Source organism: Phenylobacterium sp. GW823-FHT02A09, assembly GCF_058797775.1.
In genome coordinates this window covers 886131-910230 of sequence record NZ_JBXAJZ010000002.1, presented here as the reverse complement: position 1 = coordinate 910230, position 24100 = coordinate 886131, and the positions used below count along the sequence as shown (strand labels likewise).

The 24100-nt window shown below is 68.6% G+C and carries 18 protein-coding genes; 3 read left to right on the top strand and 15 right to left on the bottom strand.

Annotation, left to right across the window (positions count from 1 at the left end):
- Nucleotides 1-30 precede the first annotated feature (30 nt).
- Nucleotides 31-810 (top strand): SDR family NAD(P)-dependent oxidoreductase, encoded by a 780-nt coding sequence (locus tag AC1Q87_RS11730; protein ID WP_056023883.1) that lies wholly within the window; start codon nucleotides 31-33, stop codon nucleotides 808-810.
- A 117-nt stretch (nucleotides 811-927) separates the two neighbouring features.
- Nucleotides 928-3246 (top strand): hybrid sensor histidine kinase/response regulator, encoded by a 2319-nt coding sequence (locus tag AC1Q87_RS11725; protein WP_492609109.1) that lies wholly within the window; start codon nucleotides 928-930, stop codon nucleotides 3244-3246.
- A gap of 4 nt (nucleotides 3247-3250) precedes the next feature.
- Here AC1Q87_RS11725 and AC1Q87_RS11720 read toward each other — a convergent pair whose 3' ends face one another.
- The 12 genes from AC1Q87_RS11720 to rimP all read right to left on the bottom strand — a co-directional run bounded on the left by AC1Q87_RS11720 (nucleotide 3251) and on the right by rimP (nucleotide 16240).
- Nucleotides 3251-3850 carry an SOS response-associated peptidase family protein gene (locus AC1Q87_RS11720; protein WP_492609108.1) on the bottom strand — a complete coding sequence of 200 codons (600 nt, stop codon included), beginning with the start codon at nucleotides 3848-3850 and terminating at the stop codon, nucleotides 3251-3253.
- A gap of 87 nt (nucleotides 3851-3937) precedes the next feature.
- Complete coding sequence (pnp, locus tag AC1Q87_RS11715; protein ID WP_492609107.1) at nucleotides 3938-6085, bottom strand: polyribonucleotide nucleotidyltransferase; 2148 nt, start codon at nucleotides 6083-6085, stop codon at nucleotides 3938-3940.
- A 246-nt stretch (nucleotides 6086-6331) separates the two neighbouring features.
- A complete protein-coding gene (gene rpsO / locus AC1Q87_RS11710; protein ID WP_056023895.1) occupies nucleotides 6332-6601 on the bottom strand; it encodes a 30S ribosomal protein S15 in 270 nt (89 codons plus the stop codon).
- 3 nt (nucleotides 6602-6604) lie between these two features.
- Entirely contained in the window at nucleotides 6605-7549 is a 945-nt protein-coding gene (gene truB, locus AC1Q87_RS11705; RefSeq protein ID WP_492609106.1) for a tRNA pseudouridine(55) synthase TruB, read from the bottom strand.
- The gene (rbfA, locus tag AC1Q87_RS11700) at nucleotides 7549-7986 is read right to left on the bottom strand and encodes a 30S ribosome-binding factor RbfA (RefSeq protein ID WP_492609105.1); all 438 of its coding nucleotides are present in this window, start codon (nucleotides 7984-7986) and stop codon (nucleotides 7549-7551) included. The genes truB and rbfA overlap by 1 nt, the downstream gene beginning before the upstream one ends.
- 93 nt (nucleotides 7987-8079) lie before the next feature.
- A complete protein-coding gene (locus AC1Q87_RS11695; RefSeq protein WP_492609104.1) occupies nucleotides 8080-8877 on the bottom strand; it encodes a dienelactone hydrolase family protein in 798 nt (265 codons plus the stop codon).
- 40 nt (nucleotides 8878-8917) lie between these two features.
- Nucleotides 8918-9427, bottom strand: coding sequence for a DUF2939 domain-containing protein (locus tag AC1Q87_RS11690; RefSeq protein WP_492609103.1), 510 nt, complete (start codon nucleotides 9425-9427; stop codon nucleotides 8918-8920).
- Nucleotides 9427-9969, bottom strand: a complete 543-nt coding sequence (locus AC1Q87_RS11685) for a lipocalin family protein (protein WP_492609102.1) — start codon at nucleotides 9967-9969, stop codon at nucleotides 9427-9429. Before AC1Q87_RS11685 ends, AC1Q87_RS11690 begins: the two co-directional genes overlap by 1 nt.
- Nucleotides 9970-10083: 114 nt before the next feature.
- Complete coding sequence (gene infB, locus AC1Q87_RS11680) at nucleotides 10084-13215, bottom strand: translation initiation factor IF-2 (RefSeq protein WP_492609101.1); 3132 nt, start codon at nucleotides 13213-13215, stop codon at nucleotides 10084-10086.
- A 74-nt stretch (nucleotides 13216-13289) separates the two neighbouring features.
- Nucleotides 13290-13952, bottom strand: a complete 663-nt coding sequence (locus AC1Q87_RS11675) for an RNA-binding protein (RefSeq protein WP_492609279.1) — start codon at nucleotides 13950-13952, stop codon at nucleotides 13290-13292.
- A 24-nt stretch (nucleotides 13953-13976) separates the two neighbouring features.
- Nucleotides 13977-15680: a transcription termination factor NusA gene (gene nusA / locus AC1Q87_RS11670; RefSeq protein WP_492609100.1), complete on the bottom strand. Its 1704-nt coding sequence runs from the start codon at nucleotides 15678-15680 to the stop codon at nucleotides 13977-13979.
- A gap of 14 nt (nucleotides 15681-15694) precedes the next feature.
- Nucleotides 15695-16240, bottom strand: coding sequence for a ribosome maturation factor RimP (rimP, locus tag AC1Q87_RS11665; RefSeq protein WP_492609099.1), 546 nt, complete (start codon nucleotides 16238-16240; stop codon nucleotides 15695-15697).
- A gap of 258 nt (nucleotides 16241-16498) precedes the next feature.
- Between rimP and ppa the strand changes: the two genes are divergently transcribed.
- Complete coding sequence (ppa, locus tag AC1Q87_RS11660) at nucleotides 16499-17050, top strand: inorganic diphosphatase (protein WP_183775334.1); 552 nt, start codon at nucleotides 16499-16501, stop codon at nucleotides 17048-17050.
- A gap of 43 nt (nucleotides 17051-17093) precedes the next feature.
- On the opposite strand, the gene trmB is transcribed toward ppa, so the two are convergent.
- From trmB to AC1Q87_RS11645, 3 genes are all read right to left on the bottom strand, one after another.
- Entirely contained in the window at nucleotides 17094-17771 is a 678-nt protein-coding gene (trmB, locus tag AC1Q87_RS11655) for a tRNA (guanosine(46)-N7)-methyltransferase TrmB (RefSeq protein ID WP_492609098.1), read from the bottom strand.
- Between the two features lie 72 nt (nucleotides 17772-17843).
- The gene (metK, locus tag AC1Q87_RS11650; protein ID WP_492609097.1) at nucleotides 17844-19064 is read right to left on the bottom strand and encodes a methionine adenosyltransferase; all 1221 of its coding nucleotides are present in this window, start codon (nucleotides 19062-19064) and stop codon (nucleotides 17844-17846) included.
- 168 nt (nucleotides 19065-19232) lie between these two features.
- On the bottom strand, nucleotides 19233-24008 hold the full coding sequence (locus AC1Q87_RS11645) for an autotransporter outer membrane beta-barrel domain-containing protein (RefSeq protein WP_492609096.1): 4776 nt from the start codon (nucleotides 24006-24008) through the stop codon (nucleotides 19233-19235).
- Between the last annotated feature and the right edge of the window lie 92 nt (nucleotides 24009-24100).

Below are 24100 nucleotides of genomic sequence, written 5' to 3'. Positions count from 1 at the left end.
CTATTAGACGTGAACGGGAGCCAAGCGTCCATGAAACTCGATTCCTCCATCGCCGCGGTCGTGACCGGCGGCGCCTCCGGCCTCGGCGAGGCCACCGTCCGCGCCCTCGCCGCGCAAGGCGTGAAGTGCGCCATCTTCGACATGAACGAAGCCAAGGGCGAAGCCGTGGCCAAGGAAGTGGGCGGCGTCTTCTGCAAGGTCAATGTGACCTCCGAGGAAGAAGTCGACGCGGCCTTCGCCAAGGCCCGCGCCGCCCACGGCCAGGAGCGCATCCTGGTCAACTGCGCCGGCACCGGCAATGCGATCAAGACCGCCAGCCGCGACAAGCAGACCGGCGAGGCCAAGCACTTCCCACTCGACGCCTTCAACCTGATCATCCAGATCAATCTGGTCGGCACCTTCCGCTGCATCGCCAAGTCGGCGAAGGGCATGCTGGACCTGGAGCCGATCGACGGCGAGCGCGGCGCGATCGTCAACACCGCCTCGGTCGCGGCGGAGGACGGCCAGATGGGCCAGGCGGCCTATTCCGCCTCCAAGGGCGGCGTGGTCGGCATGACCCTGCCCATCGCCCGCGACCTGTCGGGCGACGGCATCCGAGTGAACACCATCCTGCCGGGCATCTTCAACACCCCGCTGATGAACGCCGCTCCGCCGCAGGTGAAGGAAGCCCTGGCCCAGTCGGTGCCGTTCCCCAAGCGCCTCGGCAGCGCCGAAGACTACGCGTCGCTGGCGCTGGAAATGATCACCAACGGCTACTTCAACGGCGAGGACGTCCGCCTCGACGGCGCCATCCGCATGGCGCCCCGCTAGGGGACCTGGCGAGGGCCGCCGACGCGGCGGCCCTCGTGAAATTTCAGTGACGCTTTACCTCGCGGCCATTTAGGCGTTCCGTATCGCCTGAACTTCGTGGGGGGCTTAGAAAGCGCCATGATGGGTCGATGGGCGCAGCGGTTCGCCACTGCGATGGAGCGCCCTGTCCTCGCCTATGGAGCAGCGCTCGGCGCCGTCGCCGCCGCCGCCCTGCTGCGCGCCGCCGCCGGCGCGGTGATGGCCGATCCCCCCAACTACATGACCTTCTATCCGGCCGTGCTGTTCGCCACCCTGGTGGCCGGCGCACGCGGGGGCTTGGCCGCGACGCTGGTCAGCGCCCTGCTCGTCGCCGGTCTCTGGCTCGACGCCCAGCAAGGCGTCTTCACCGCCATCTTCATCGCCACCGCCGCCGCGACGGTGCTGATCGGACGCGCAATCCGCACCGCGGTCCTGCGCGGCGTCGAAGCCGAGGAGCGCTTCCGCATCTTCCAGGAGCAGGCGCGCGAGGGCTTCGTCATCCTCGAGCCCGTGCGCGACCAGGGGCGGATCGTCGATTTTCACTGCTCCTACGCCAACCCGGCCGCCGAGAAGATGTCCCGCGCCGACGCCCGCGGGCTGAAGGGCCGACGGATCAAGGAGGTGCTGGCCGACGACAACGGCCGGTTGATGTTCGAGCGCTTGGAAGCGCTCTACCAGGCGGGCGGTTCGGACGACGTCGAGGTGCGGCGCCTGGTCGACGGCAAGCCGCTGTTCATCCGATCCAGCGGCGTGCGGCTGCCTGACGGGCTGGCCGTGTCGTTCCGCGACGTCACCGGTCAGCGCCAGTCCGAGCAGGCCCTGCGCACCGGCGAAGCACGGGTCCGCGCCCTGCTCGACAGCCTGCCCCAGCTGATCTGGTCCACCCGCGGCGACGGCTACTGCGACTATCTCAGCCCGCAGTGGATCGAGTTCACCGGCGCCCCGGCCGAGAAGCATTTCGACACGGGCTGGCAGGATTCGATCCATCCCGAAGATCGCGACGCGGTCTCACAGGCCTGGATCCAGGCGGTGAATGGCGGGCTGCCCTATGACGTCGAGTATCGGCTGCGGCGCAACGACGGGGTCTGGCGCTGGATGACGGCGCGCGCGTCGGCCGTGCGCGGCGACGACGGCCGCGTCACCCGCTGGTTCGGCACCAGCAGCGACATCACCGAGGTGGTGCAGGCCCGCACCGAGCTGGAGGAACGCGTCGCCGTCCGCTCGCGCGAGCTGGAGCGCAGCCTGGCCGAGCGTGCCGAGACTGAAGCCGCCCTGGCCCAGGCCCAGCGGCTGGAGACCGTGGGACGGCTGACCGGCGGCGTCGCCCACGACTTCAACAACCTGCTGACCGTGGTCATCGGCGGCCTGGACATGATCCTGCAGCACCCGGACGACCGCTCACGCGTCGCCCGGTTGGCCGAGGCGGCGCTCGCCGCCGGTCGGCGCGGCGAGCAGCTGGTGCGCCAGCTGATGGCGTTCTCGCGTCGACAGGAACTGAAGCTCGAGCTCGTCGACGTGCCGGGGCTGATCGAACAGATCGAGCCGTTGGTGCGCCGCGCCATCGGCGAGGATCTCAATCTCACCATCCGCCAGGACGGCGCGGTCGGACTGAGCCGGCTCGATCCGGCCCAGTTCGAGGCGGCGCTGCTCAATCTCGTGGTCAACGCCGCCGACGCCGCGCCCCAGCAGGGGGGCGACATCGAGATCGCCCTGCATCGGCGTCGACTGGCCGATGGCGAGGTCGCCGGAGCCGCGGCGGGGGACTACGTCAGCGTGGCCGTGTCCGACAACGGCGCCGGCATGGCGCCCGACATCCTCGCTCGCGCGTTCGAGCCGTTCTTCACCACCAAGGACGTCGGCAAGGGCACGGGGCTGGGGCTCGCCCAGGTCTACGGGTTCATCAAGCAGGTCGGCGGGGCCGCGGTGATCTCGTCCTCCATCGGGTTCGGCACCACCGTCACCCTCTACCTCCCCGCGGCGGCGGCCGAGGCGGCGAGCCAAACCGTGAAGCCGACCCCGAACGAGGGCGAGTGGGCCCGCGGGGCTCGGGTTCTGCTGGTCGAGGACGACGCCGCCGTGCGAGCGGTGACGGAGAGCCTGCTCATCGATTTCGGGTGTCGGGTCGAGGGGGCGCCGGACGGCCCAACCGCGCTCAGTCGGCTGCAGGCCGGCGAAATGTTCGACCTGCTGATCTCGGACATCGTCATGCCGGGCGGCATGAGCGGGGTCGAACTGGCCCGCGCCGCGCGCGCCCGCGATGCCCGGCTGCCGATCGTCTTGACCAGCGGTTACGCCGGCGAGCGGCTTGGCGAGGGGGCCGAGGCCCTGGCCTGGCCGCTGCTGCGCAAGCCTTTCCGCGCCGAACAGTTGAGCATGGCGGTGCGCGAGGCCCTCGAGCGCGGCCCGGTCGACGCCTGAGGCGTCAGGCGACCAGCTCGACGCCGTCCTTGCGAAGGGTGCGAACCTGGAAGGTTCCCGGCGGCGACGGCCGCAGGATCGCTTGCTCAGGCTGGGAGAGATTGAGCCAGGCCATGCCGTCGGTGGGCGCAAGGGTGACGATCTGTCGGTCGTGATACGGCGCCACGTCGGGTCCCGGCGCCGTGGTCAGCAGGCTGAAGCAGGCGTCCCTGACGATCCCGGCGATCCAGAACCAGGGCTCACCGGCCATGGTGAAGAGGTGGCGGTCCTTGAGCTTCACCCCGGCGACGGGCGCCGTGTACTCGATGAAGCCGTCCGCCAGCACCAGAACCCGGTCGCTGCGCGAGAAATCCCGCCCTTCCGAGCGGAAGTTGAACACCGGCGCGCCGCGCGGACCAGGCCAGGCCCAGGTCATCATCGTCCCTTCCAGGCCGCTGTTGCCGCCGTGGACGACGAAGGCGCTGTCGCGAATGCGGATCGCCGGCTGGGCGTCCTGCATGTTGGGGATCAGCCCATCCTGCCATTTGAACAGCGGCAGGCCCCGCCGGTCGAACTCCTCGATCGCGTCCTTGAGCAGCTTGTGGCGCTGGAACTCATTGCACATGGCGCCAGGCTAGCGCGCTTATCGCAAACGAAAAGGGCGGCCGCGTCGCCGCGACCGCCCTTCCCGATTTTGGTCCGACTGGAAGCCTTAGGCTTCTTCGGCGGCGGCGGCCGGCTCGTCCTTCTTGGACAGGTCTTCACCGGTCTCCTGGTCGACGACCTTCATGGACAGGCGAGTCTTGCCGCGGTCGTCGAAGCCCAGGAGCTTGACCTTCACGGCTTGGCCTTCCTGCAGCACGTCGCCGACCTTGGCGACGCGGTCGCTGGAGATCTGCGAGACGTGCACCAGGCCGTCCTTGGCGCCGAAGAAGTTCACGAAGGCGCCGAAGTCGACGATCTTCACGACCTTGCCGGTGTAGATGGCGCCGATTTCCGGCTCCGAAGCGATCGACTTGATCCACTCCTTGGCCGCATCGATCTTCGACTGATCGGCGGCCGAGACCTTGATCGTGCCGTCGTCTTCGATGTCGACCTTGGCGCCGGTCTTTTCGACGATCTCGCGGATGACCTTGCCGCCCGAACCGATGACTTCACGGATCTTGTCGACCGCGATCTTCATGGTTTCGATCTTCGGGGCGAACTCGCCCAGCTCGGCGCGCGGCGCTTCCATGGCCTTGGCCATTTCGTCGAGGATGTGCTTGCGGCCACCCTTCGCCTGCTCCAGCGCCTGCTTCATGATCGCTTCGGTGATGCCGGCGATCTTGATGTCCATCTGCAGCGAGGTGATGCCGTCTTCGGTGCCGGCGACCTTGAAGTCCATGTCGCCCAGGTGATCTTCGTCACCGAGGATGTCCGACAAGACCGCGAAGCCGTCCGATTCCAGGATCAGGCCCATGGCGATGCCCGAGACCGGCTTCTTCAGCGGAACGCCCGCATCCATCAGGGCCAGCGACGAACCGCAGACCGAGGCCATCGAGGACGAGCCGTTCGACTCGAAGATCTCGGAGACCAGGCGGATGGTGTAGGGGAACTCTTCCGTCTTCGGCAGCATCGGGCGGATCGCGCGCCAGGCCAGCTTGCCGTGGCCGACTTCACGACGGCCCGGAGCGCCCATGCGGCCCGTCTCCCCGACCGAGAACGGCGGGAAGTTATAGTGCAGCATGAACTTCTCGTAGTACTTGCCTTCCAGCGCGTCGATCAGCTGCTCGTCGTCGCCGGTGCCCAGGGTGGCGACCACCAGGGCTTGGGTTTCCCCACGGGTGAACAGAGCCGAGCCGTGAGCGCGCGGCAGCACGCCGACTTCCGAAACGATCTGGCGAACCTTGTCGACGGTGCGGCCGTCGATGCGGATGCCGGTGTCCAGGATGTTGCGACGAACGACGTCGGCTTCCAGTTCCTTGAACACGCCGCCCAGCTTGGCCGGGTCGACGCCGGTCGGGTTGGCGTCGGACTTGCCGAACTTCTCGGTCGCCTTGGCCTTGGCGGCCGAGACGGCGTCATGACGCTGGCCCTTGGCGACGATCTTGTAGGCCGCGGCCAAATCCTTGCCGATCAGCTTCTTCACGTCGGCCTTGATGGCGTCGGTGTCGTCCGGGGTGAACTCGAAGGGCTCCTTGGCCGAGTGCTCGGCCAGTTCGATGATCGCGTCGATCACCGGCTGGATGCCGTTGTGGGCGAACATGACGCCCTTCAGGACCTCTTCTTCGCTGAGCTCCTGGATTTCCGACTCGACCATCATGACCGCGTCGCTGGTCGAGGCGACGACCAGATCCATGGCCGACTCTTTCATCTCGTCGAGCGTCGGGTTGAGGACGTACTCGCCGTTGATGTAGCCGACGCGCGCAGCGCCGATCGGGCCCATGAACGGGGCGCCGGAAATCACCAGCGCGGCCGAGGCGGCGACCATCGCCACGACGTCCGGATCGTTCTCGAGGTCATGCGCCAGCACGGTGGTGACGACCTGGACTTCGTTCTTGAAGCCCTTGACGAACAGCGGGCGGATCGGACGGTCGATCAGGCGCGAGGTCAGGGTTTCCTTCTGGCTCGGCGCGCCTTCGCGACGAGGGAAGGAGCCGGGGATCTTGCCCGCCGCGTAGAACTTTTCTTGATAGTTGACGGTCAGCGGGAAGAAGTCCTGACCCGGCTTCGCGCTCTTGGCGAAAACGGCGGTGGCCAGGACCATGGTCTCGCCGTAGGTGGCCAGAACCGCGCCGTCAGCCTGACGGGCCATGCGGCCGGTTTCGAGGGTCAGCGTCTTGCCGCCCCACTCAATGGTCTTGCGCTTGATATCGAACATTTTGCTTCTTTCTCATCCCGCGGGCGTATTCCCAACGGGGGCGGACAGGGTCGGGGTTCCGAAATCCTCTCCAGACGATCAGGCGATGAGGATTGCTGTGGAACCCTCGGCGTGTAGCGGGCGCCCCTGACTTGGACCACCCGGATCGCCGCTTTGTTCCCTTCGGCCTGTCGCGAAGGAAGCGGCGCAGTAGTTATGACCTGATACGCAAAGCCCCCGGTTTCCCGGGGGCTGACCTCTCGGTCCTTAGCGGCGCAGGCCCAGCTTTTCGATGAGCGCCTGATAGCGGCCCTCGTCGGACTTCTTCAGGTGGTCGAGCAGCGAACGACGCGCGGAGACCAGCTTCAGCAGGCCGCGACGCGAGTGGTTGTCTTTCTTGTGGGTCTTGAAGTGCTCGGTGAGGTTGGAGATCCGCTCAGAGTAGATCGCCACCTGCACTTCAGCGCTTCCGGTGTCACCGGCCGAACGGCCGTGGGTCTTGATGAGCTCAGCTTTGCGCTCGAGAGTAATCGACATCGGCTAGTCTCCGCTCTTTTCCAGATGAAAGACCCGCGAAGGCTCGAGCTTGCCCGCACGCATCTCGCAGAGCGCCACCACGACCCCGTCCGACATGGCTGAAACGGTTCGAGTCCCGGGGCTTAGCCGGGCCTTCAGCGCTTCGACCTGTCGGGGAACGAGAACGATCGGCCGTCCCTGCTTCAACTTGAAAGCGTCTTCGGCGGTCACGGCCAGCTCCGGGATGTCGTCCAGGGCGGTCTCGACCGGAAGCAATGCCTCCAAGCAGCCGGCCTTATGGCTCAAATCTTCCAACAATTCCAGCGTTATCGCCGAGTCCTCGCTGAACGGGCCGACGCGGGTGCGCCGCAGAGCGCTGACGTGGGCGCAGGCCCCCAGCCGCTCGGCGATGTCGCGGACGATGGCGCGGACATAGGTGCCCTTGCCGCACTCGACCGCGATCTCGATGTGGTCGGCGTCAGGAACGTCGATCACCCGCGCATCGTAGATCGAGACCTCACGCGCCTTGAGCTCGACCGTCTCGCCGGCGCGGGCCAGGTCGTAGGCCCGCTCGCCATCGACCTTCACAGCCGAAAAGGCCGGCGGGACCTGCTGGATGTCGCCGATGAACTCCGGCAACACCGCCGCGACCTGCTCGGGCGTCGGACGCACGTCGGAGGTCGCGGTCGTCGCGCCCTCACGGTCGAAGCTGGCGGTCGTGCGGCCCCACTCGATCGTGAAGCGATAGGCCTTGTCGGCGTCCATCAGGAACGAGACGGTCTTGGTCGCCTCGCCCAGGGCGATCGGCAGGATGCCGGTGGCGAGGGGATCGAGGGTTCCGGCGTGGCCGGCCTTCTGGGCGTTGAAGATCCGGCGCACGCGACCGACGGCCTGGGTCGAGCCCAGGTCATACGTCTTGTCGAGATTGACCCAGCCGGAGATGGCGTCGCCCTTCTTGCGACGCGCCATCAGTCTTCGTCCTTCCAGGAATCCGACGGCGGCTGCGGCGTCAGATCCTGTGCGACGCGCGGATCGTCGAACAGCCGGCCGATGCGGGCCGCTTCGTCGAAGCTCTCGTCGTGCAGGAACTTCAGATCGGGCGTGAACTTCATGTCGATCGACCGGCCCAGGCGCCCGCGCAGGAACTTGGCGTGGCGGTTGAGCGCCTTGACCACGTCGTCGGCATGCTCGCCGCCGAGCGGTTCGATGAAGCAGACCGCATGGCGCAGGTCGGGGCTCATCCGGATCTCGGTCACGGTGACCGAGACGCCGACGAGCGCCTCATCGTTGAAGTCCTCCTCGCGGAGGATCTCAACCAGGGCGTGGCGCATCAGTTCGCCGGCGCGAAGCTGGCGCTGGGAGGGGCCCGCCGGGGCGGGGCGGCCCTTGGGGGAAGAGTGTTTCATGGACTTGCCTCTAGCGACCTGGCGCGCGGATCGGACGCGGCGGCTCAGGAGAAGGGCGCGCTTCTAGGCGCGCGAGGTCAAGAAGTCCAGGCCTTAGCCCGCGCCGGTCCGCTCTCTAAAGAACGCAATGACCCGGGTCTCGGCCTCCTTGGTCGGCCCGTCTTCGGCGAGATTGATGGTCAGCACCGAGTGCGGGTGCTTCAGACCGCCGGGCACGGCGTGCTTCGGATCGATCTCGATCGCTTCGAACTTGTCGCCGAACTCGCGCTTGTAGCTGTCGAACCGGGCGTCCGGCACGAAGGGGTCGCCGTAGAAGCGCAGGCCGATCATCGACAGGCCCTCCTCGTCGAACCGCTTGCGCGCGCAGCTGACCTCGGCGGGCGAAGCGCCGATCCCGGCGGCGCGCTCCGGCTTGCTGGCGCCCAGCGGCAGGGAGGGCTGCGAGAGCACCGGCGCAACGACCGACGGTTCGGTCATCATCGCCAAGGCGAAGCCGCCGGTGAAGCACATGCCGACCGCGCCGACGCCTTTGCCGCCGCACTCGGCGTGGGCCTTGCGCGACAGGGCCTTCAGCCACTCGACGATCGGGCTCGACTTGTCAGACGCCCAGACGTTGAACTCGCGCCGGATGCAGATGCCGCCCAGCATGGTCAGGGCGCTGAGCGGGTGGCTGGCGGGCCGCCCCGGCTCGCCGAACAGATGCGGGCAGTAGACTGTCATGCCGGCCGCCGCGACGCGGTCGGCGAAGCGGATGACCAGCGGATGCAGGCCCGGCATCTCGTGGATGACGACGACCGCCGGGCCCGAGCCGCGCTTGTAGACGTTGCGCGTCCAGCGCCCGTCGTCGAACGCGAACTTCTCGTACTCGGCCAGCGCGGCTTCGTAGCTCATCGCACCCTCCCCTAACGCCGTTCGGCGGGGGAGCTTAGCCCTAACGGGCCTTGGTGCGCAGCATGGAAAGATCGCCCTCGAAACCCGACAGCCGCCAGGTCCCCTGCTCCTCGGTGAAGGTCAGCAGGCACGGACCGTCCTTCTTGCGCGGGACACAGACCTGACCCTCGCCGACCGACTTGAGCTGGCCGCCGATCACCATCGGGCCGGGCAGCGGCTTGGCCGCGTCGTAGCCGTAGTAGGCGGCGACCGAGCGGAACACGTTCGGCTGGATCAGGGCCTCGCCGGCCAGGTCCGCCAAGGTCGGAGCGATCAGCGCGCCGAGGGCGGCCAGGCCGTCGTTGGCCCCCGACTTGCGCGTCTCGGCCACCATGCGGCTTTCGATCTGTCGCTTGAGCGCAGGGCGGTCGACGTGGGCCTCGAAGGCGGCCTTGTCGTTGTCGCGGATCGAAACCAGCAGGGCGTGGACGTCGGCCGCCGCGTCGTAGCGTTGGGCGGTGGCGCAGGCCGAAAGGCTAAGCGCGGCCAGCGCCAGGATCAGAACTCTCATCAGGGGGTCGCCATGTGTTGGGTGTAGCGCAGCATGTCGGTGTCGTATCCCAAGGCCTTCACCCGCGCCAACAGCGCGATGCGTTCGGCCTCCGACGGCCTTGGATTGCGGGTCAGCAACCAGAGGAAGCGGCCCGAGCCCTCCCCGACGATCGCCCAGTTGTAGTCGTCGTCGCGGTCGAGCACCCAATAGTTGGTCAGCAGAGCGGGGCCAAAGAATGACACCTTGAACTTGGCCCCCAAGCGATCACCCGCAGGCCGCGCCTTGCCCTCGGAGACCTTGACCGGGCCCCGAACGGAGTCTTCGCGACAACTGTTCTTCACCGACACTTCGCCGCCGGGCAGGACGGCGTATTCCGCCGTGACCGCCTCGCAGCCGTGTTCGAAGCGGTTCTCGTAGCGGGCGAACTCGTACCAGAGGCCGAGATAGCGGTTCAGCTCGACCGGCTTGGCGGGCTCGGGAACCTCATTGTTGCCGACCGGTCCGCCCGCGCAGGCGGCGATGGCCAGCGCGCCGAGGGCGACGGCGAGAAACGGACGCATAGCGGCTCCTGGACTGAGTGCTTCCCCCATTGGAATGCCCGCCGCCGCGAATGGCTCCGAAACGCAAAAGGCCCCCGGTTTCCCGGGGGCCTGATGACTTGGATGCGGCGCGGCCTAGAGGCTGCGAGCGACCTCTTCGAGATTGAAGCACTCGATGACGTCGCCTTCCTTGATGTCCTGGAAGCCCTCGAAGAACATCCCGCACTCGACGCCCGAGCCCACTTCGGCGACTTCGTCCTTGAAGCGCTTGAGGGTCCGCAGGGTGCCCAGTTCCAGGACCACGATGTCGTCGCGGATGATCCGGACGCGAGCGCCGCGGCGAACCACGCCCTCGGTGACCCGGCAACCGGCGACGCGGCCCACCTTGGTGATATCGAACACCTGCAGGACGCGCGCGTTGCCCAGGAAAGTTTCGCGCTGTTCCGGCGCCAGCATGCCCGAGAGCACGCCTTTGATGTCGTCGATCAGGTCGTAGATGATCGCGTAGTAGCGGATCTCGACGCCTTCACGCTCGGCCAGGGTCTGGGCCTGCTTGGAGGCGCGGACGTTGAAGCCGATGATCGGCGCGCCCGAGCCCTTGGCCAGCATGACGTCGCTTTCGCTGATCGCGCCGGCGCCCTGGAGGATGATCCGCGCACGGACCTCGTCGGTGGCCAGTTTGTCGAGCGATCCGACGATGGCTTCGGCCGAACCTTGGACGTCGGCCTTGATGATGACCGGCAGCTCCGAGATCTTCTTGTCCTGAAGCTTGGCCATGAAGTCGGCCATGGTGACGCCGCCAGCGACCGGCGAGCCGGCCTTCTCGCGCTTCACGCGGGTCCGGTACTCGGTCAGCTCGCGAGCGCGCGCTTCGTTCTCCACGACCGCGAAGGGTTCGCCCGGGCTGGGCGTGCCGTCGAGGCCGAGGATTTCCACGGGCACCGAAGGGCCGGCCGAGTCGAGCTGTTCGTCGCGCTCGTTCAGCAGGGCGCGAACCCGGCCGAAGTTGGCCCCGGCCACGACGATGTCGCCGCGCTTCAGGGTGCCGCGCTTGACCAGCACGGTCGAAACCGCGCCGCGGCCGCGATCGAGCTTGGCCTCGATGACCGTGCCGTCCGCGGTGCGGTCCGGATTGGCCTTCAGGTCCATCATTTCGGCCTGCACCAGGATCGCCTCGATGAGGTTCTCCAGGCCGGTCTTCTTCAGGGCCGAGACTTCGATCACCTGGGTGTCCCCACCGAGGCTTTCGACCACGATCTCGTGCTGCAGCAGCTCGTTGATCACCCGTTGCGGATTGGCGTCGGGCTTATCGATCTTGTTGATCGCCACGATGATCGGAGCGCCGGCCGCCTTGGCGTGCTGGATGGCTTCGGCCGTCTGCGGCATGACGCCGTCGTCAGCCGCCACGACCAGCACCACGATGTCGGTGACGTCCGCGCCGCGGGCCCGCATCGCCGAGAAGGCGGCGTGGCCAGGGGTGTCGAGGAAGGTCACGGCCTGGCCGTCGGCCAGACGCACCTGATAGGCGCCGATGTGCTGGGTGATGCCGCCATGTTCGCCACCGGCGACGTCGGCCGAACGCAGGGCGTCCAGCAGCGAGGTCTTGCCGTGGTCGACGTGACCCATGACCGCCACGACCGGCGGACGCGGGACCAGGTTGTCGTCGATATCCTCTTCGCCGATGAAGCCTTCTTCGACGTCGGATTCCGAGACGCGCTTCACGGTATGGCCGAACTCAGTGGCCACAAGCTCGGCGGTGTCGTTGTCGATGACGTCGTTGATCTTCAGCATCACGCCCTGACGCATCAGGAACTTGATGATCTCGACGCCGCGGGTCGCCATCCGGTTGGCGAGTTCCGCCACGGTGATGACGTCCGGGATGACCACTTCGCGCGCGGCGCGGGCCTGTTCCTGGCCGCCGCCCTTGCGCTTTTCGCGTTCACGTTCGCGCGCCCGGCGGACCGAGGCCAGCGAACGCATCCGTTCGACGGCGCCCTCATCGTCACCGGCCACGGCCTGGATGGTGAGGCGGCCTTCGCGGCGCTGAGCGGCGCCCTTCACACGGCTGATCGCCTTGTTCGGGGCGTTCGCCGCGGCCTTGCGGCGCGTATCCTCGTCGTCGTCGGGCCGGCGACCGGCTTCACCCGGACGCGGCGCCTGGCGAGCGGCGCGCTGGATTTCCGGCGTGGCGGGCGGGGCGTTCGGAGCCGCGCCGCGCGGCGGACGCGGACCACCGGGACGGTCGCCCGGACGACCGCCGCCCGGCGCCGGGCGCGGAGCAAGGGCCGAGTAACGGACGGGTTCGCCGCTGGGACGCGGACGGTCGCCCTGCGGACGATCACCATGCGGCGGACGATCACCCTGCGGGCGATTGCCTTGCGGACGATCACCCTGCGGACGCGGGCCGCGGTCGTCGCGCGGCGGACGCGGAGCGTCGGCGCGCGGGGCCCGTTGGCCGAAGTTCATGTTTTCGTAGCGGCCCGGCGCGCGCTCAGGACGATAGGTCGTCGTCGTCGGACGATCATCGCGACGCTCGCGGGAGGGCTCGTAGGTGCGGGTCTGACCCGGGGAGCTGCGGTTGTCCGACCGCGGCGCGTCCGAGCGCTGACCCTCGTGACGCGGGCCTTCATGGCGCGGCGCTTGCGGGCGCGGAGTCTCCGAGCGCGCGACAGGAGCCTGGGGCGCGGGCGCAGCAGGCGCCGCAGGCGCTTCGGCGCGGGGGGCCTCGGGAGCCGGCGCAGCAGGCGCAGCAGGCGCAGCAGGCGCTTCGGCGCGGGGCGCTTCGGGAGCCGGCGCAACAGGCGGGGCTGCCGGCGCAGGCGCTTCAGCAGGCTTCGCGGCGGCGGCCGCAGCAGCGGCCGAGGCGCGGGCCGCTTCGGCTTCGGCGCGGGCGCGGTCCTCGCTGGCGCGCTGTTCGGCGGCCTGACGAGCCTGATGCTCGCGCGCCAGCTCGATGGCGCGCTGACGGGCGCGTTGTTCGTCGGCCGACAGGCCCGAGCCGTCGTTCGACGATCCGCCCTGCGACGGGCGCGGCGAGGACGGCTGCGGCGAGTAGGCGCGCTTCTCGGCCGAGGACGGGGCAGCAAGGTTCCCCGCCGGCGCGGCATGCGTGCGCTGGCGCTTGGTCTCCACGACCACAGTCTTGGAGCGACCGTGGCTGAAGCTCTGCTTCACCGTGCCCGCACTGACCGATCCAGCCCCACGGGGCTTGAGGGTCAGGGGAGCTCGCCCGCCAGGGGCCCGGCCGTTGTCGTTCTCGTCGCTCATGCGCTCGCTTTACATATCGGCCGGGACGGTCCCGACCACGGACATTCCAATAGCTCTAGGCGCGCGAAACCGGTTCAGGTTCCGCCCGCCTCAGGAGGCTTTTCCTCGCGCCAACTCTCTGGAAGGAGCGGGCGGAAGCCAGATAGTCTCCGGACGTCTTTCGTCCAGCGACCGGCGCCGCGCCCCGCAAGGAAGGCGGTGTGTATCACATTCTCGGCCCCCAAGGCCAAACCCAATTCCTCAGCGTCGAAGAGTCCGCAAAGCTGCGGCGGTTTGGGTGACTTGCGGGCCACATTCAGGATCTTGCGGCGGCCGTCCGCGGCGCCGTCGGACGCCTCGATCAACCACGCGGCCTTGCCTGCGTTCAGGGTCGAAGCGACCTTCTCGAACCCGGAGATAAGCTCGCCGGCCCGTTTCGCAAGCCCGAGACCATCGAGGATCCGGCGCCGCAGCAGGGATTCAACCTGATCGGCAAGATCCGCCGGCGCAGCAAGCTTGGCCTTGGCGGCGCGGGAAAAGGCTCCCTTCTTGACCGCCGTCTCGACCGATAGGCGGTCGGCGGCGACCCAGAGTCCGCGCCCCGGCAGCTTGCGCGCCAGATCCGGAACCACCAGGCCGCCAGGACCGGCGACGAACCGGATGAGCGCGGCCTCGTCCATCACCTGGCCCGAGACGATGTCCCGCCGTTCCCGCGCGGCCTGCGCGAGAGTCCGCGGGGCCGTTGTCCCGGCCGTGATGGAAGTGGACGCGCTCACCTGGGCTTAGGCCTCCGGAGTTTCTTCGACTTCGGCTTCGGCGACCTCAGCGTCCGCATTCGCATCCGCGTCCGCTTCGGCTTCGGCTTCGTCGACGTACTCTTCTTCGATTTCCGGCTCCGGCGGAGCCTCGACCCAGCCCATGGCGATACGGGCGCGCATGATCAGGGCCTCGGCGTCGGCGGCGTCGAGGTTGAAGCTTTCGAGAATGCCCGGCTCGCGCACGCGCTCGCCGTCGCGGTTTTCGAACCAGCCGCGCAGGTCGTCCGGGATCAGGCCGGCCAAGTCCTCGACGCTCTTCACGTCGCCCTCGCCCAGCGCCACGGCCATCGGCAGGGTGACGCCGTCGATCTCGAGCACGCCGTCCTCGACGCCCAGCGCCTTGCGCTTGGCGTCGTACTCGGCCGCTTCCTTCTCCAGGAACTCGCGGGCGCGGGTCTGGATTTCGTCGGCGGTGTCCTCGTCGAAACCTTCGATCGCCGCGACTTCCGACGCGTCGACATAGGCCACGTCCTCGACCGAGGCGAAGCCTTCGGTGACCAGCAGCTGGGCGATGACCTCGTCGACGTCCAGGGCTTCCTGGAACAGGGCGGTGCGCTCGGTGAACTCACGCTGACGGCGCTCGCTCTCCTGGCTCTCGGTCATGATGTCGATCTGCCAGCCGGTCAGCTGGCTCGCGAGACGAACGTTCTGACCGCGGCGGCCGATGGCCAGCGACAGCTGTTCGTCCGGCACCACCACTTCGACGCGCTCGTCCTCCTCGTCCATGACGACCTTGGAGACTTCCGCCGGAGCCAGGCCGTTGACGATGAAGGTCGCCTCGTCCGGGCTCCACTGGATGATGTCGATCTTCTCGCCCTGCAGCTCGGCGACGACGGCCTGGACGCGCGAACCGCGCATACCGACGCAGGCGCCGACCGGGTCGATCGAGGAGTCGTTCGACACCACGGCCATCTTGGCGCGCGAGCCCGGGTCACGGGCGACGGCGCGGATCTCGATGACGCCGTCATAGACTTCCGGCACTTCCTGCGCGAACAGCTTGGCCATGAAGCCGCCGTGGGCGCGCGACAGCAGGATCTGCGGGCCCTTGGTCTCGCGGCGGACGTCGTAGATGTAGCAGCGGATGCGGTCGCCGATGTTGAAGTTCTCTCGCGGGATCGACTGGTCGCGGCGCATGATGCCTTCGCCGCGGCCCAGATCGACGACGGTGTTGCCGTACTCGACGCGCTTGACCACGCCGTTGACGATCTCGCCGACGCGATCCTTGAACTCTTCGTACTGACGCTCGCGCTCGGCCTCGCGGACCTTCCCGGTCACCACCTGGCGCGCCATCTGGGTCTGGACGCGGCCGAACTCGAACGGCGGCAGGATTTCTTCGTAGATCTTGCCGACGAAGGCGTCCTTGTCGCCGCGCAGGGCGTCGGCCAGGCGGCGCACGCCGACCGGCTCTTCCGGAATACCGTCCTCGGATTCGAACACCGCCTCGTCGTCGATGACCGTGATCACGCGCTTGACCGTCGTCTCGCCGGTCTTCGGGTCGATGCGCACGCGGATGTCGTGCTCGGCGCCGTACCGGGCGCGCGCGCCTTTCTGGATCGCTTCCTCGATCGCCTCGATCACGACTTCCTTGTCGATCGACTTCTCGCGGGCCACGGCCTCGGCGATCTGCAACAACTCAAGCCGGTTGGCGGAAATGCCGGTCAGGCTCATCGGTTTGCGTCCTCTTACTCAGGGGTGTCTTGGTCGGCCTCAGAGCTCATGCGGGCGGCGCGCTCGTTCGCGCCGCGCTTCATGAGGTCGTCGGTCAGGATGAGTTTAGCGTCCACGATCCAGTCGAACGGGATCATGGCGGTGGATTCTTCGCCTTCCAGGTCGATGCCGATGGCGTCGCCCTCGACGCCGGCGAGCACGCCGCGGAAGCGCTTGCGGCCCTCGGCGACGCGATCGAGTTCGATCCGCGCCTCGAAGCCGTCGTAGTTCTCGAAGTCCTTGAGCCGGGTCAGCGGCCGGTCGACGCCAGGCGAGGAGACCTCGAGCGTGTACTCGCCGGCGATCGGGTCGGCGGCGTCCATCACTTCGGAAATCGCCCGCGACAGCCGGGCGCAGTCCTCGACGACCATCTCGCCTTCGGGCGTCTCGGCCATGATCTGCAGCCGGCGGGCTTCTTCGCCGCCCATCAGGCGCAGGCGGACGATCTCGTAGCCTGCAGCCTCCGCGACGGGGTCGAGGAGCTCCAGGAGCCGACGGTCTTCAGCGGTCTTGCCACGCATAAGCTTGGCTGCTCTCCGGCAACAAAAAAGCGGCCGGGCCGAAGCCTGCCGCTCGTATGCGCTATCCAGCGCTAACGGACGATGTAGCGCCTATATAGCGCGCGGCCATGGCTTTGTCAGCCCCTAGCCGCGCAGGCCCCAATTCGTCGCTTTCGCAGCTTTTCGCGCGGCAATCAGCGCGCGGCCCCTTTTCGCCGGGGCCTGAATGGTCCACAGACGGCGCCCTCAACTCTTGTGTCGCCAAGGTCCTTCCTCCCTATGGACATCTCCAAGATCCCCACGGGCGTAAACCCGCCCTATGACGTCAACGCCATCATCGAGATCCCGCAGGGCGGTGAGCCGGTGAAGTACGAGCTCGACAAGGACAGCGGGGCCATCATGGTCGACCGCTTCCTCCACACCGCCATGTACTACCCGGGCAACTACGGCTTCATCCCGCACACGCTGTCGGACGACGGCGACCCGATGGACGTGCTGGTGGTCGGCCCGACCCCCGTGGTTCCGGGCGCGGTGATCCGCGTGCGGCCGATCGGGACGCTGATGATGGTCGACGAGGCGGGCGGCGACGAGAAGATCCTCGCCGTGCCGGTCGACAAGCTGCACCCGTTCTATGCGGGCGTGGATTCCTGGCGCGGCTTGCCCGCCATCCTGACCGAGCAGATCGCCCACTTCTTCCAACATTACAAAGACTTGGAAAAGGGCAAGAGCGTCGAGATCGTGCGCTGGGCCGATCCGGAAGAGACCGGCGACCTGATCCGCCAGGGCATCGAGCGCGCCAAGGCGGCGGGCAAGGGCCAGCCAGGAACGTGACGATAGGGGCCGCCGTCGGCAGGTTTCGACGGCGGCCTTCCAACTACCTTCTGATGAAGTCGAAGAAGACCGGCTCGCAATCGCCCAGCCGCTTCTCTTCGTACCGCGTGGTGATGTGATCGGCGGGCGCGACGCGCCAGTCGTCCGCCTTCTGCGCCGGCCAGTCGAAATCCGGCGAGGCCAGGATCCGCTCCAGCGCCCAATCGGCATAGCCCGCCACGTCGGTGGCGAAGCGCAGCCGGCCGCCCGGCTTCAGCACCCGGGCCAATTCCACGACCATTTCGCTCTGCACGATCCGGCGCTTGTGATGGCGCGCCTTCGGCCAAGGGTCCGGGAACAGGATGAACACCCGGTCGAGACTGGCGTCCGGCAGACGGGCGGCCAGCTCGCGGGCGTCGCCGTCGTGGATGCGGACGTTCTTCAGCTCCTGCTCGGCCACATGGCGCACGGCGCTGGCGACGCCGTTGAGGAACGGTTCGCAGCCGACGATCAGCACGTCGGGCGCGCGAGCGGCCTGGCTGGCCATGTGCTCGCCGCCGCCGAAGCCGATCTCCAGCCACGCCTCGCGGCCGCCGTCCAGAAGCGTGCGCGGATCGAACGGCCCCTCGGGCGGCCGCAGCGAAGGCAGCAGTTCGTCGACCAGGGCGGCCTGGCGCGGCTTGATCGGCCGCGACTTGATCCGGCCGTAGGACCGCATCAGCGGATGTTGGTTGTCTTCCATGCGCGCGCTCTACAACGACGAAGGCCGCCGCGCGAGTGCGCGACGGCCTTCGGATATTCCACCCGGTGTGGATCAGGCCAGGCTCTTCAGCTGGTCGACCAGATCGGTCTTTTCCCACGAGAAGCCGCCCTCGTTGTCCGGCTGACGGCCGAAGTGGCCGTAGGCGGCGGTGCGGGCGTAGATCGCGCGGTTCAGGCCGAGGTGCTCGCGGATGGCGCGCGGCGTGGCGCCGCCGATCATCTGCGGCAGGGCCAGCTCCAGCTTCGCCGGGTCGACCTGACCGGTGCCGTGCAGGTCGACGTAGAAGCTGAGCGGGTCCGAGACGCCGATCGCGTAGCTGATCTGGATGGTGCACTTGCGCGCCAGGCCGGCGGCCACGACGTTCTTGGCGAGGTAGCGGCAGGCGTAGGCGGCCGAACGGTCGACCTTGGTCGGGTCCTTGCCGGAGAACGCGCCGCCGCCGTGCGGGGCCGCGCCGCCGTAGGTGTCGACGATGATCTTGCGGCCGGTCAGGCCGGCGTCGCCGTCCGGACCGCCGATCAGGAAGCGGCCGGTCGGGTTGACGTGCCACTTGGTCTTCTTGGTGACCAGGCCGCTCGGCAGGACGCTTTCGACGTACGGCTTGATGGCCGCGGCCAGGCGCTTCGAATTGACGGTGTGGTCGCCGATCTTCTTCTTGTGCTGGGTCGAGACGACGATCTTCAGGATCTCGACCGGACGGCCGTCCTGATAGAGCACGGTGACCTGGCTCTTGGCGTCCGGCTCAAGGAAGTCGGCCTCGCCCGAGTGACGGACCTCGGCGAGCTTGTGCAGGATGTCGTGCGAGTACTGCAGGGTGGCCGGCATCAGCGACGGGGTTTCGTCGCAGGCGTAGCCGAACATGATCCCCTGGTCGCCCGCGCCCTCTTCCTTCTTCTCGGTCGAGTCGACGCCGACGGCGATGTCGGCGGACTGCGGGTGCAGGAAGTTGGCGAACTTGGCCTTTTCCCAGTGGAAGCCCTTCTGGGCGTAGCCGATGTCCTTCACCGCGGCGCGGACCTTGGGCTCCAGGCCGGCCAGGATCTCCTTCGTCATGGCCTTGTTCTCGGCCTTGGTGGCGCCCGGCTTGCCGGCGCGGACTTCACCGGCCAGCACGATGCGGTTGGTGGTGACCAGGGTCTCGCAGGCCACCCGGGCCTCGGGCTCCACCGACAGGAAGGCGTCGACCACCGTATCGGAAATGCGGTCGGCGACCTTGTCCGGATGGCCTTCGGACACGCTTTCGCTGGTGAAGATGTAGGAGGAACGGCTCAAGAGGTAGCTCCGGTAACGGGCAGGCCGCGGCGCAGGGCGGCCCCATTTGGACGTCGCCGGAACCTATAAGGAAATCTTTATATCCCGCAAGCCGCGTCGCTCGACACGCGATAGCAAGTCGCGGCCGAAACGGTGCAGGCCGGCCGCGAAGCCCGCCTGCGCCTTCGCCTAGAACCGGACCCGGAAGCCGGCGGTGCCGGCGATGTCGTAGCTGTCACCGAACCCCGAGAGCGAGGTGTCGCCCGAGACCTCGCCATAGAGCGTGTAGCGCCCCTCGCCCCAGGCGTAGGTCCCGCCCGCGGCCAGCCCGGCCCAGGTCCGCTCGACACGGCTGATCACCGGCGCGCCGGAGACGTCGACCGCGGCGCCATCGAGGAATTCGTGGCTGAGATCGACCACGGCGTAGACGCCGCCGCCGGACGCCAGGGCGTAGTCGACGCCGAGGCCGGCGCGCGCGACCAGGCTTTCGGACTTGTCGTTCGCGACCACAGCCCCGAACGAGTCGGTGAAGCTGTCGAAATCGACCTTGGCGTAGCTGACCTGCGCTTGCGGGGTGAGCCGCAGCCCGCCTACGGCGAAGCTGTGGCCAGCCTCGAGCGCGGCGGCCAGACCCTCGCCGCCCGTTCCGTCGGCGCGACGGCCAAGCAGGCTGGAGGTCAGGTCGCTGTCGAACCAGCTGGCCTGGACCTGGGCGTCGACATAGCCGCCGGCGGCCGTGATCCAGGTCAGGTTGGCGCCGAGGCCGTAGCCCTTGGTGTCGATCTCGCCGCCGCCATAGGGCGAGGCGACCTTGGTCTTGGCGCCGCCGAGATAGCCGGTGAGGCCGGCGGAGACCGTCCCGCCCGCGCCGGTTTCGGCGGTGAGCGGCTCGACGCCGAACTGCAGCTTCCAGCGATCGGCCTTCAACTCGGCGCGGGTGGTGCTGACGTCAGGCTGCAACTGCGTGCGGCCGCCTTCCATGCGGCCCCAGACCCCGACGCCCGCTTCGCCAGACCACTGCCGCGCGCCGGTGCGCTCGCGCATCGTGCCCAGGCCGTTCAACAGTTGCAGGGCCTGCGGATAGGCCTCGTAGATCGGCACGCCCGGCTGGTAGAGCGGCGCGGCGTCCGATGCGCCCGGGATCTCGCTCGGCTCCAGGTTCGAGCGCAGGCGCCAGTCGCCACCCGCGTCGCGGCGCAGCACATAGCCGTAGGCGCCGGCGACCAGCACGTTTTCCTCGCCGCGGCGATAGTCGCCCTGGGCCAGCGTGAAAGCGCCCGGCGCCGAAGCGCCGTCGACCTGCACCAGCAGAATGCCGTCCTTGGTCAGGGCGCCGGTCCCACCGGCCAACCGGTTGATCTTGATCGCGCTGGCGCCGGAAGCCGCGCCGCGGACGACCAGCCGGTCGGCCGGCGCGTTGTCGCCCGCCAGGGTCGCGTCGAGTTCCAGCACGCCGCCAGCGCCGGCGTAGTTCCCGGTCACGGTCAGCACGCCGAGGCCGCCACGGCCCGGCGCGACCACGCCGCCGGCCTGATTGACGAGGCCGCCGAGCTCGCCCGAGCCGATCAGGCGTGCGCCGGAGTGGATGCTGGTCACGCCGCCCAACCGGCCGTCGACGGCCACGGCGCCGGCTCGCACCTCGGTGGCGCCGCTGAACCCCGAGCTGTCGCCGGTCAGGCTGAGCACGCCTGCCCCAAGCTGGGCCAGCGCGCCGCCGCCGCTGATCACGCCGCCGAACGTCACATCGTCCGAGCGGTTGAAGGCCAACGCCCCGAGATTGGTCACGTCGCCCTGGATCGAGCCGGTCTTGCCGCCGTCGCCGATCTGCAGGACGCCGCCGGTGACGCGGGTGCCGCCGCTGTAGCTGTTCTCGCCGGTCAGGATCAGCGTGCCGCCGTCGTCCTTGTCCAACAGGCCCGCGCCGGTCAGCTCGGAGGCCACCGTGGCGACGAAGCTCGCGCCCTCGATCGTGCCGTCGCCGACGCGGATCAGATTGTCGCCGGCGGACAGGGTCACGGCGTCGCCGGTCAGGCGATAGCCGTTGGAGGCGAACTGCATGCCGGTGACCGCGAGCGGGCCGTCCGAACCGTCGACTGTCACCGTGCCGGCCGCCCCGGCGAAGATCGCGAAGACGTCGGAGCTCAATGCGCCGTTGGCCGCGCCGCTCGCCGTGGTCCAGTTGGCGGCGTTCGCCCGCCAGGTCCCGTCGCCGCCGCCGATCGCCCCGTCGGCCACGCCGTCGCCGTCCCAGAAGTTGAAGGTCGGGGGCGGAGCCGACGGCTCTTCGCCGCCAGGGCCGACCGGCGGCGCGCCTGAAGCGATCAGGTTCACCTGATTGGCGATGGAGGTCTGGATCACCCCCGTGAAGCCCGCCGGGAGGGTCCCGACGTCCAGCACGTTGTCGGTCAGCGACCCGGTGTAGTTGATCAGGCGATAGACGCCCTGAAGGAAGCTGCCGCCCGCGCTCTGAGTGACGTTGAGCGTGCCGTTGAGAGTCAGGTTGCCGTTCACCACCGTCAGGTCGTTGAGCGCGCCGCCGACCGTGTCGGCCTGGCCGAGGCGATAGCGGAGCACGGCCGTCCCGCCGAGGGTGAGTGGGCCGTTGACAGTCAACGTGCCGGGCGTCGAGAGGCCGCCCGGCGCCAGCGTGCCATTGAACGCGCCGCCACGGATGGTTCCCGTGCCGCCAATCGTGCCGTTGACGCTCACGATGGTCCCGTTGCCTGAACCGGCCATGGAGCCGTTCACAATCAGCGTCCCGGCGTTGACGTTCGTGATCCAGCCGTAGGTGTTGGCGCCGTTCAGCACGAGCGTGCCGAGGTCGGTCTTGGTGATGCCCGCCGACGCGTTGCCCAAGATCGGCGTGTCGATGATTGCGACGTAGTCCTTGCCGTCGGCCGTGCCGTCGCCGACCCGGAAGGTTCGGCCTGAGGTCGCGATGGTGATCGAGCCGCCGCTGAGCCGATAGCCGTCCGTCGCGAACTGCAGGCCGCCGGCGTTGATCGCGACCGCGCCGACGTTCACCGCGCCCGACGTGCCGGCGAAGATCAGGAAGTCGTCCGCCGCAAAGGCGCTGTTCACCGCGCCGGTGCCGGTCGTCCAGTTCAGTCCCGCGATCGTCCAGCTGCCGGCCCCGCCGTCGACCCGGCCGTTGCCCGAGCTGCCCGCGCCGTCGCCGTCCCAGAAGTTGACCGCCATGCCGGCGGTGTTGACCAGGTTCACCTGGCCCGGGATCACCGTCTGGACCGTGACGGTCGAACCGGCCGGCGTGGTCCCGACGCTCAGGCCCTGGTTATCCAGCGCGCCTCCATAGGTGATGATCCGGTAGAGGCCAGCGTCGAACACCCCGCCGGCAGTGACCGTGACATCGACCGTCCCGTCCAGGCGCAGATCGCCGCCGACCTTGATCAGGTCATTCATCGGACCGCCGACGACGTTGGACTCGCCGAACTCCATGTCCAGCCTGGACGCGGCGTCCAGGCTGAGGTCGCCGGCGATGGTCAGCGTGCCAGGGCTGTTTCCGGGCGCGATCGTGGCGCCCGTGACCGTGACGTCGCCGCCGATGGTCCCCGAACCGCCCAGGACGTTGCCGGCCGCGACGGTCAGGTCGCCGCCCAGCTTGCCGTCCACATAGAGCTTGCCGCCAGTGATGTTGGTCATGCCGGTGAAGGCCGAGCTGTCGCCCGTCAGGTGCGTCACGCCGGCCACCTGGTTGATCGTCCCGGCGCCGGAGATCCCAGCGTCGAACTCGTAGTCGGTTTCGGTGTGGTTGAAGTTGAGCCGGCCGGTCCCGGGGCCGAAGGTGAGCGCGGCCGCGTCAAGGACGCCCGCCGCGGCGGCCGCGGCGCCTTCGGCGCCGCCGATGTTCACCACGCCGGTGTTCGCCGCGAAGTTTGCGGCCACGGTGAAGGCGCCGCGCGCTTCAAACACTCCGTCATCGGCCAGGGTGACGATGGCGGTGCTGCTTGAGCCGCTAAGGGCCGATCCGAGGTTCGTCGTCCCGGTCACGATGAAGCGTGATCCAGGCCCCGAAACCAGGAGGCTCGCAGAGCCTGCGCCGATCCGCTGACCGAGGACCGCATTTCCGGCCGTGGTGACTTGGCCCCCGGCGAGAACGCTGAGAACGCCGCGCGAGAAGGTCAGGCCCCCCATGCTCAGCGTCGATCTCGCGTCCGTCACCGTCAGTCGCGGCGTGCTTCCCGCGCCGGTTTGCGACCCGATCGCCAGGGTTCCCGCAATGGTGCTGCTCCCGCGGTCGGCGATGGTCCACGCCGCTGTCGTCGTGGCGCCGCCGCCGAAGGTCGTGGCCGTGGTGGTCCCGTCGATGTCCAGCCGCGACCCGGCCCCCGTGACCAACAGATCCAGCGCGCCCGCATTGCCCATCCCGCCAACGCCGACACCGGCCGTCGCGTGGATGACTCCGCCGTTTCGGATGTAGACCTTGGGCGATGGCCCGGGATTGGCGAAGATCAAGGTGCCGGTCGTCAACACGCTGCCGGCGCCGTCGACGATGAGCGTTCCCGTATTCCCGACGCTGAGGCTCCCGCCGCTCGTGTTGAGCGTCGCGCCGCCGGCCAGCCGAACCTCGCCGTTATTGACGCTGAAGGCGGTCGTCGTGTTCGCGCCCGCCAGCGGAATGACGCCGGCGCCCGTGATGGCGAAGGTTCCCGTCGCGCCGTTGACGGTCAGGCCGGTGACCGTGAACCCGGCCGAATCGACGACGATCTGCTTGCCCGGCAAGGCGATCGGCGCGGCGACCGCGAAGCCCGCCGTCAGCGTGATCGTCGATTGGGCGTCGGGGCTGGCGGCCGCGGCGGTCAGGGCGTCGCGGAACTGCTGCTCGGTTCCGGCGGTGTAGGTCGCGGCCTGGGCCGGGACGACGGCGGCGGCGAGCGCCAGGGCCGATACGGTGACGCAAAGCCCCGTGCGACGGGACCGGGAAAGCACGCTGTACGAACGCGACATGACTGCACCCACTGGCGGCCGGCCGGGGGGATGGCGGGCCTACGCACGCCTCCACCGGGAGCGCGGCGCGGCGGGACTGTCGCGGCGTAAAC

Bases quoted from the DNA above. Each gene is read 5' to 3' on its own strand.
- AC1Q87_RS11685 (WP_492609102.1), bottom strand. From the start codon at position 9,969: ATGCGTCCGTTTCTCGCCGTCGCCCTCGGCGCGCTGGCCATCGCCGCC.
- rbfA (WP_492609105.1), bottom strand. From the start codon at position 7,986: ATGAAACACTCTTCCCCCAAGGGCCGCCCCGCCCCGGCGGGCCCCTCC.
- ppa (WP_183775334.1), top strand. From the start codon at position 16,499: ATGGACATCTCCAAGATCCCCACGGGCGTAAACCCGCCCTATGACGTC.
- AC1Q87_RS11645 (WP_492609096.1), bottom strand. From the start codon at position 24,008: ATGTCGCGTTCGTACAGCGTGCTTTCCCGGTCCCGTCGCACGGGGCTT.
- trmB (WP_492609098.1), bottom strand. From the start codon at position 17,771: ATGGAAGACAACCAACATCCGCTGATGCGGTCCTACGGCCGGATCAAG.
- nusA (WP_492609100.1), bottom strand. From the start codon at position 15,680: ATGAGCCTGACCGGCATTTCCGCCAACCGGCTTGAGTTGTTGCAGATC.
- rimP (WP_492609099.1), bottom strand. From the start codon at position 16,240: ATGCGTGGCAAGACCGCTGAAGACCGTCGGCTCCTGGAGCTCCTCGAC.
- truB (WP_492609106.1), bottom strand. From the start codon at position 7,549: ATGGCGCGTCGCAAGAAGGGCGACGCCATCTCCGGCTGGGTCAATCTC.
- infB (WP_492609101.1), bottom strand. From the start codon at position 13,215: ATGAGCGACGAGAACGACAACGGCCGGGCCCCTGGCGGGCGAGCTCCC.
- pnp (WP_492609107.1), bottom strand. From the start codon at position 6,085: ATGTTCGATATCAAGCGCAAGACCATTGAGTGGGGCGGCAAGACGCTG.
- AC1Q87_RS11730 (WP_056023883.1), top strand. From the start codon at position 31: ATGAAACTCGATTCCTCCATCGCCGCGGTCGTGACCGGCGGCGCCTCC.
- rpsO (WP_056023895.1), bottom strand. From the start codon at position 6,601: ATGTCGATTACTCTCGAGCGCAAAGCTGAGCTCATCAAGACCCACGGC.
- AC1Q87_RS11725 (WP_492609109.1), top strand. From the start codon at position 928: ATGATGGGTCGATGGGCGCAGCGGTTCGCCACTGCGATGGAGCGCCCT.
- AC1Q87_RS11695 (WP_492609104.1), bottom strand. From the start codon at position 8,877: ATGAGCTACGAAGCCGCGCTGGCCGAGTACGAGAAGTTCGCGTTCGAC.
- AC1Q87_RS11720 (WP_492609108.1), bottom strand. From the start codon at position 3,850: ATGTGCAATGAGTTCCAGCGCCACAAGCTGCTCAAGGACGCGATCGAG.
- AC1Q87_RS11690 (WP_492609103.1), bottom strand. From the start codon at position 9,427: ATGAGAGTTCTGATCCTGGCGCTGGCCGCGCTTAGCCTTTCGGCCTGC.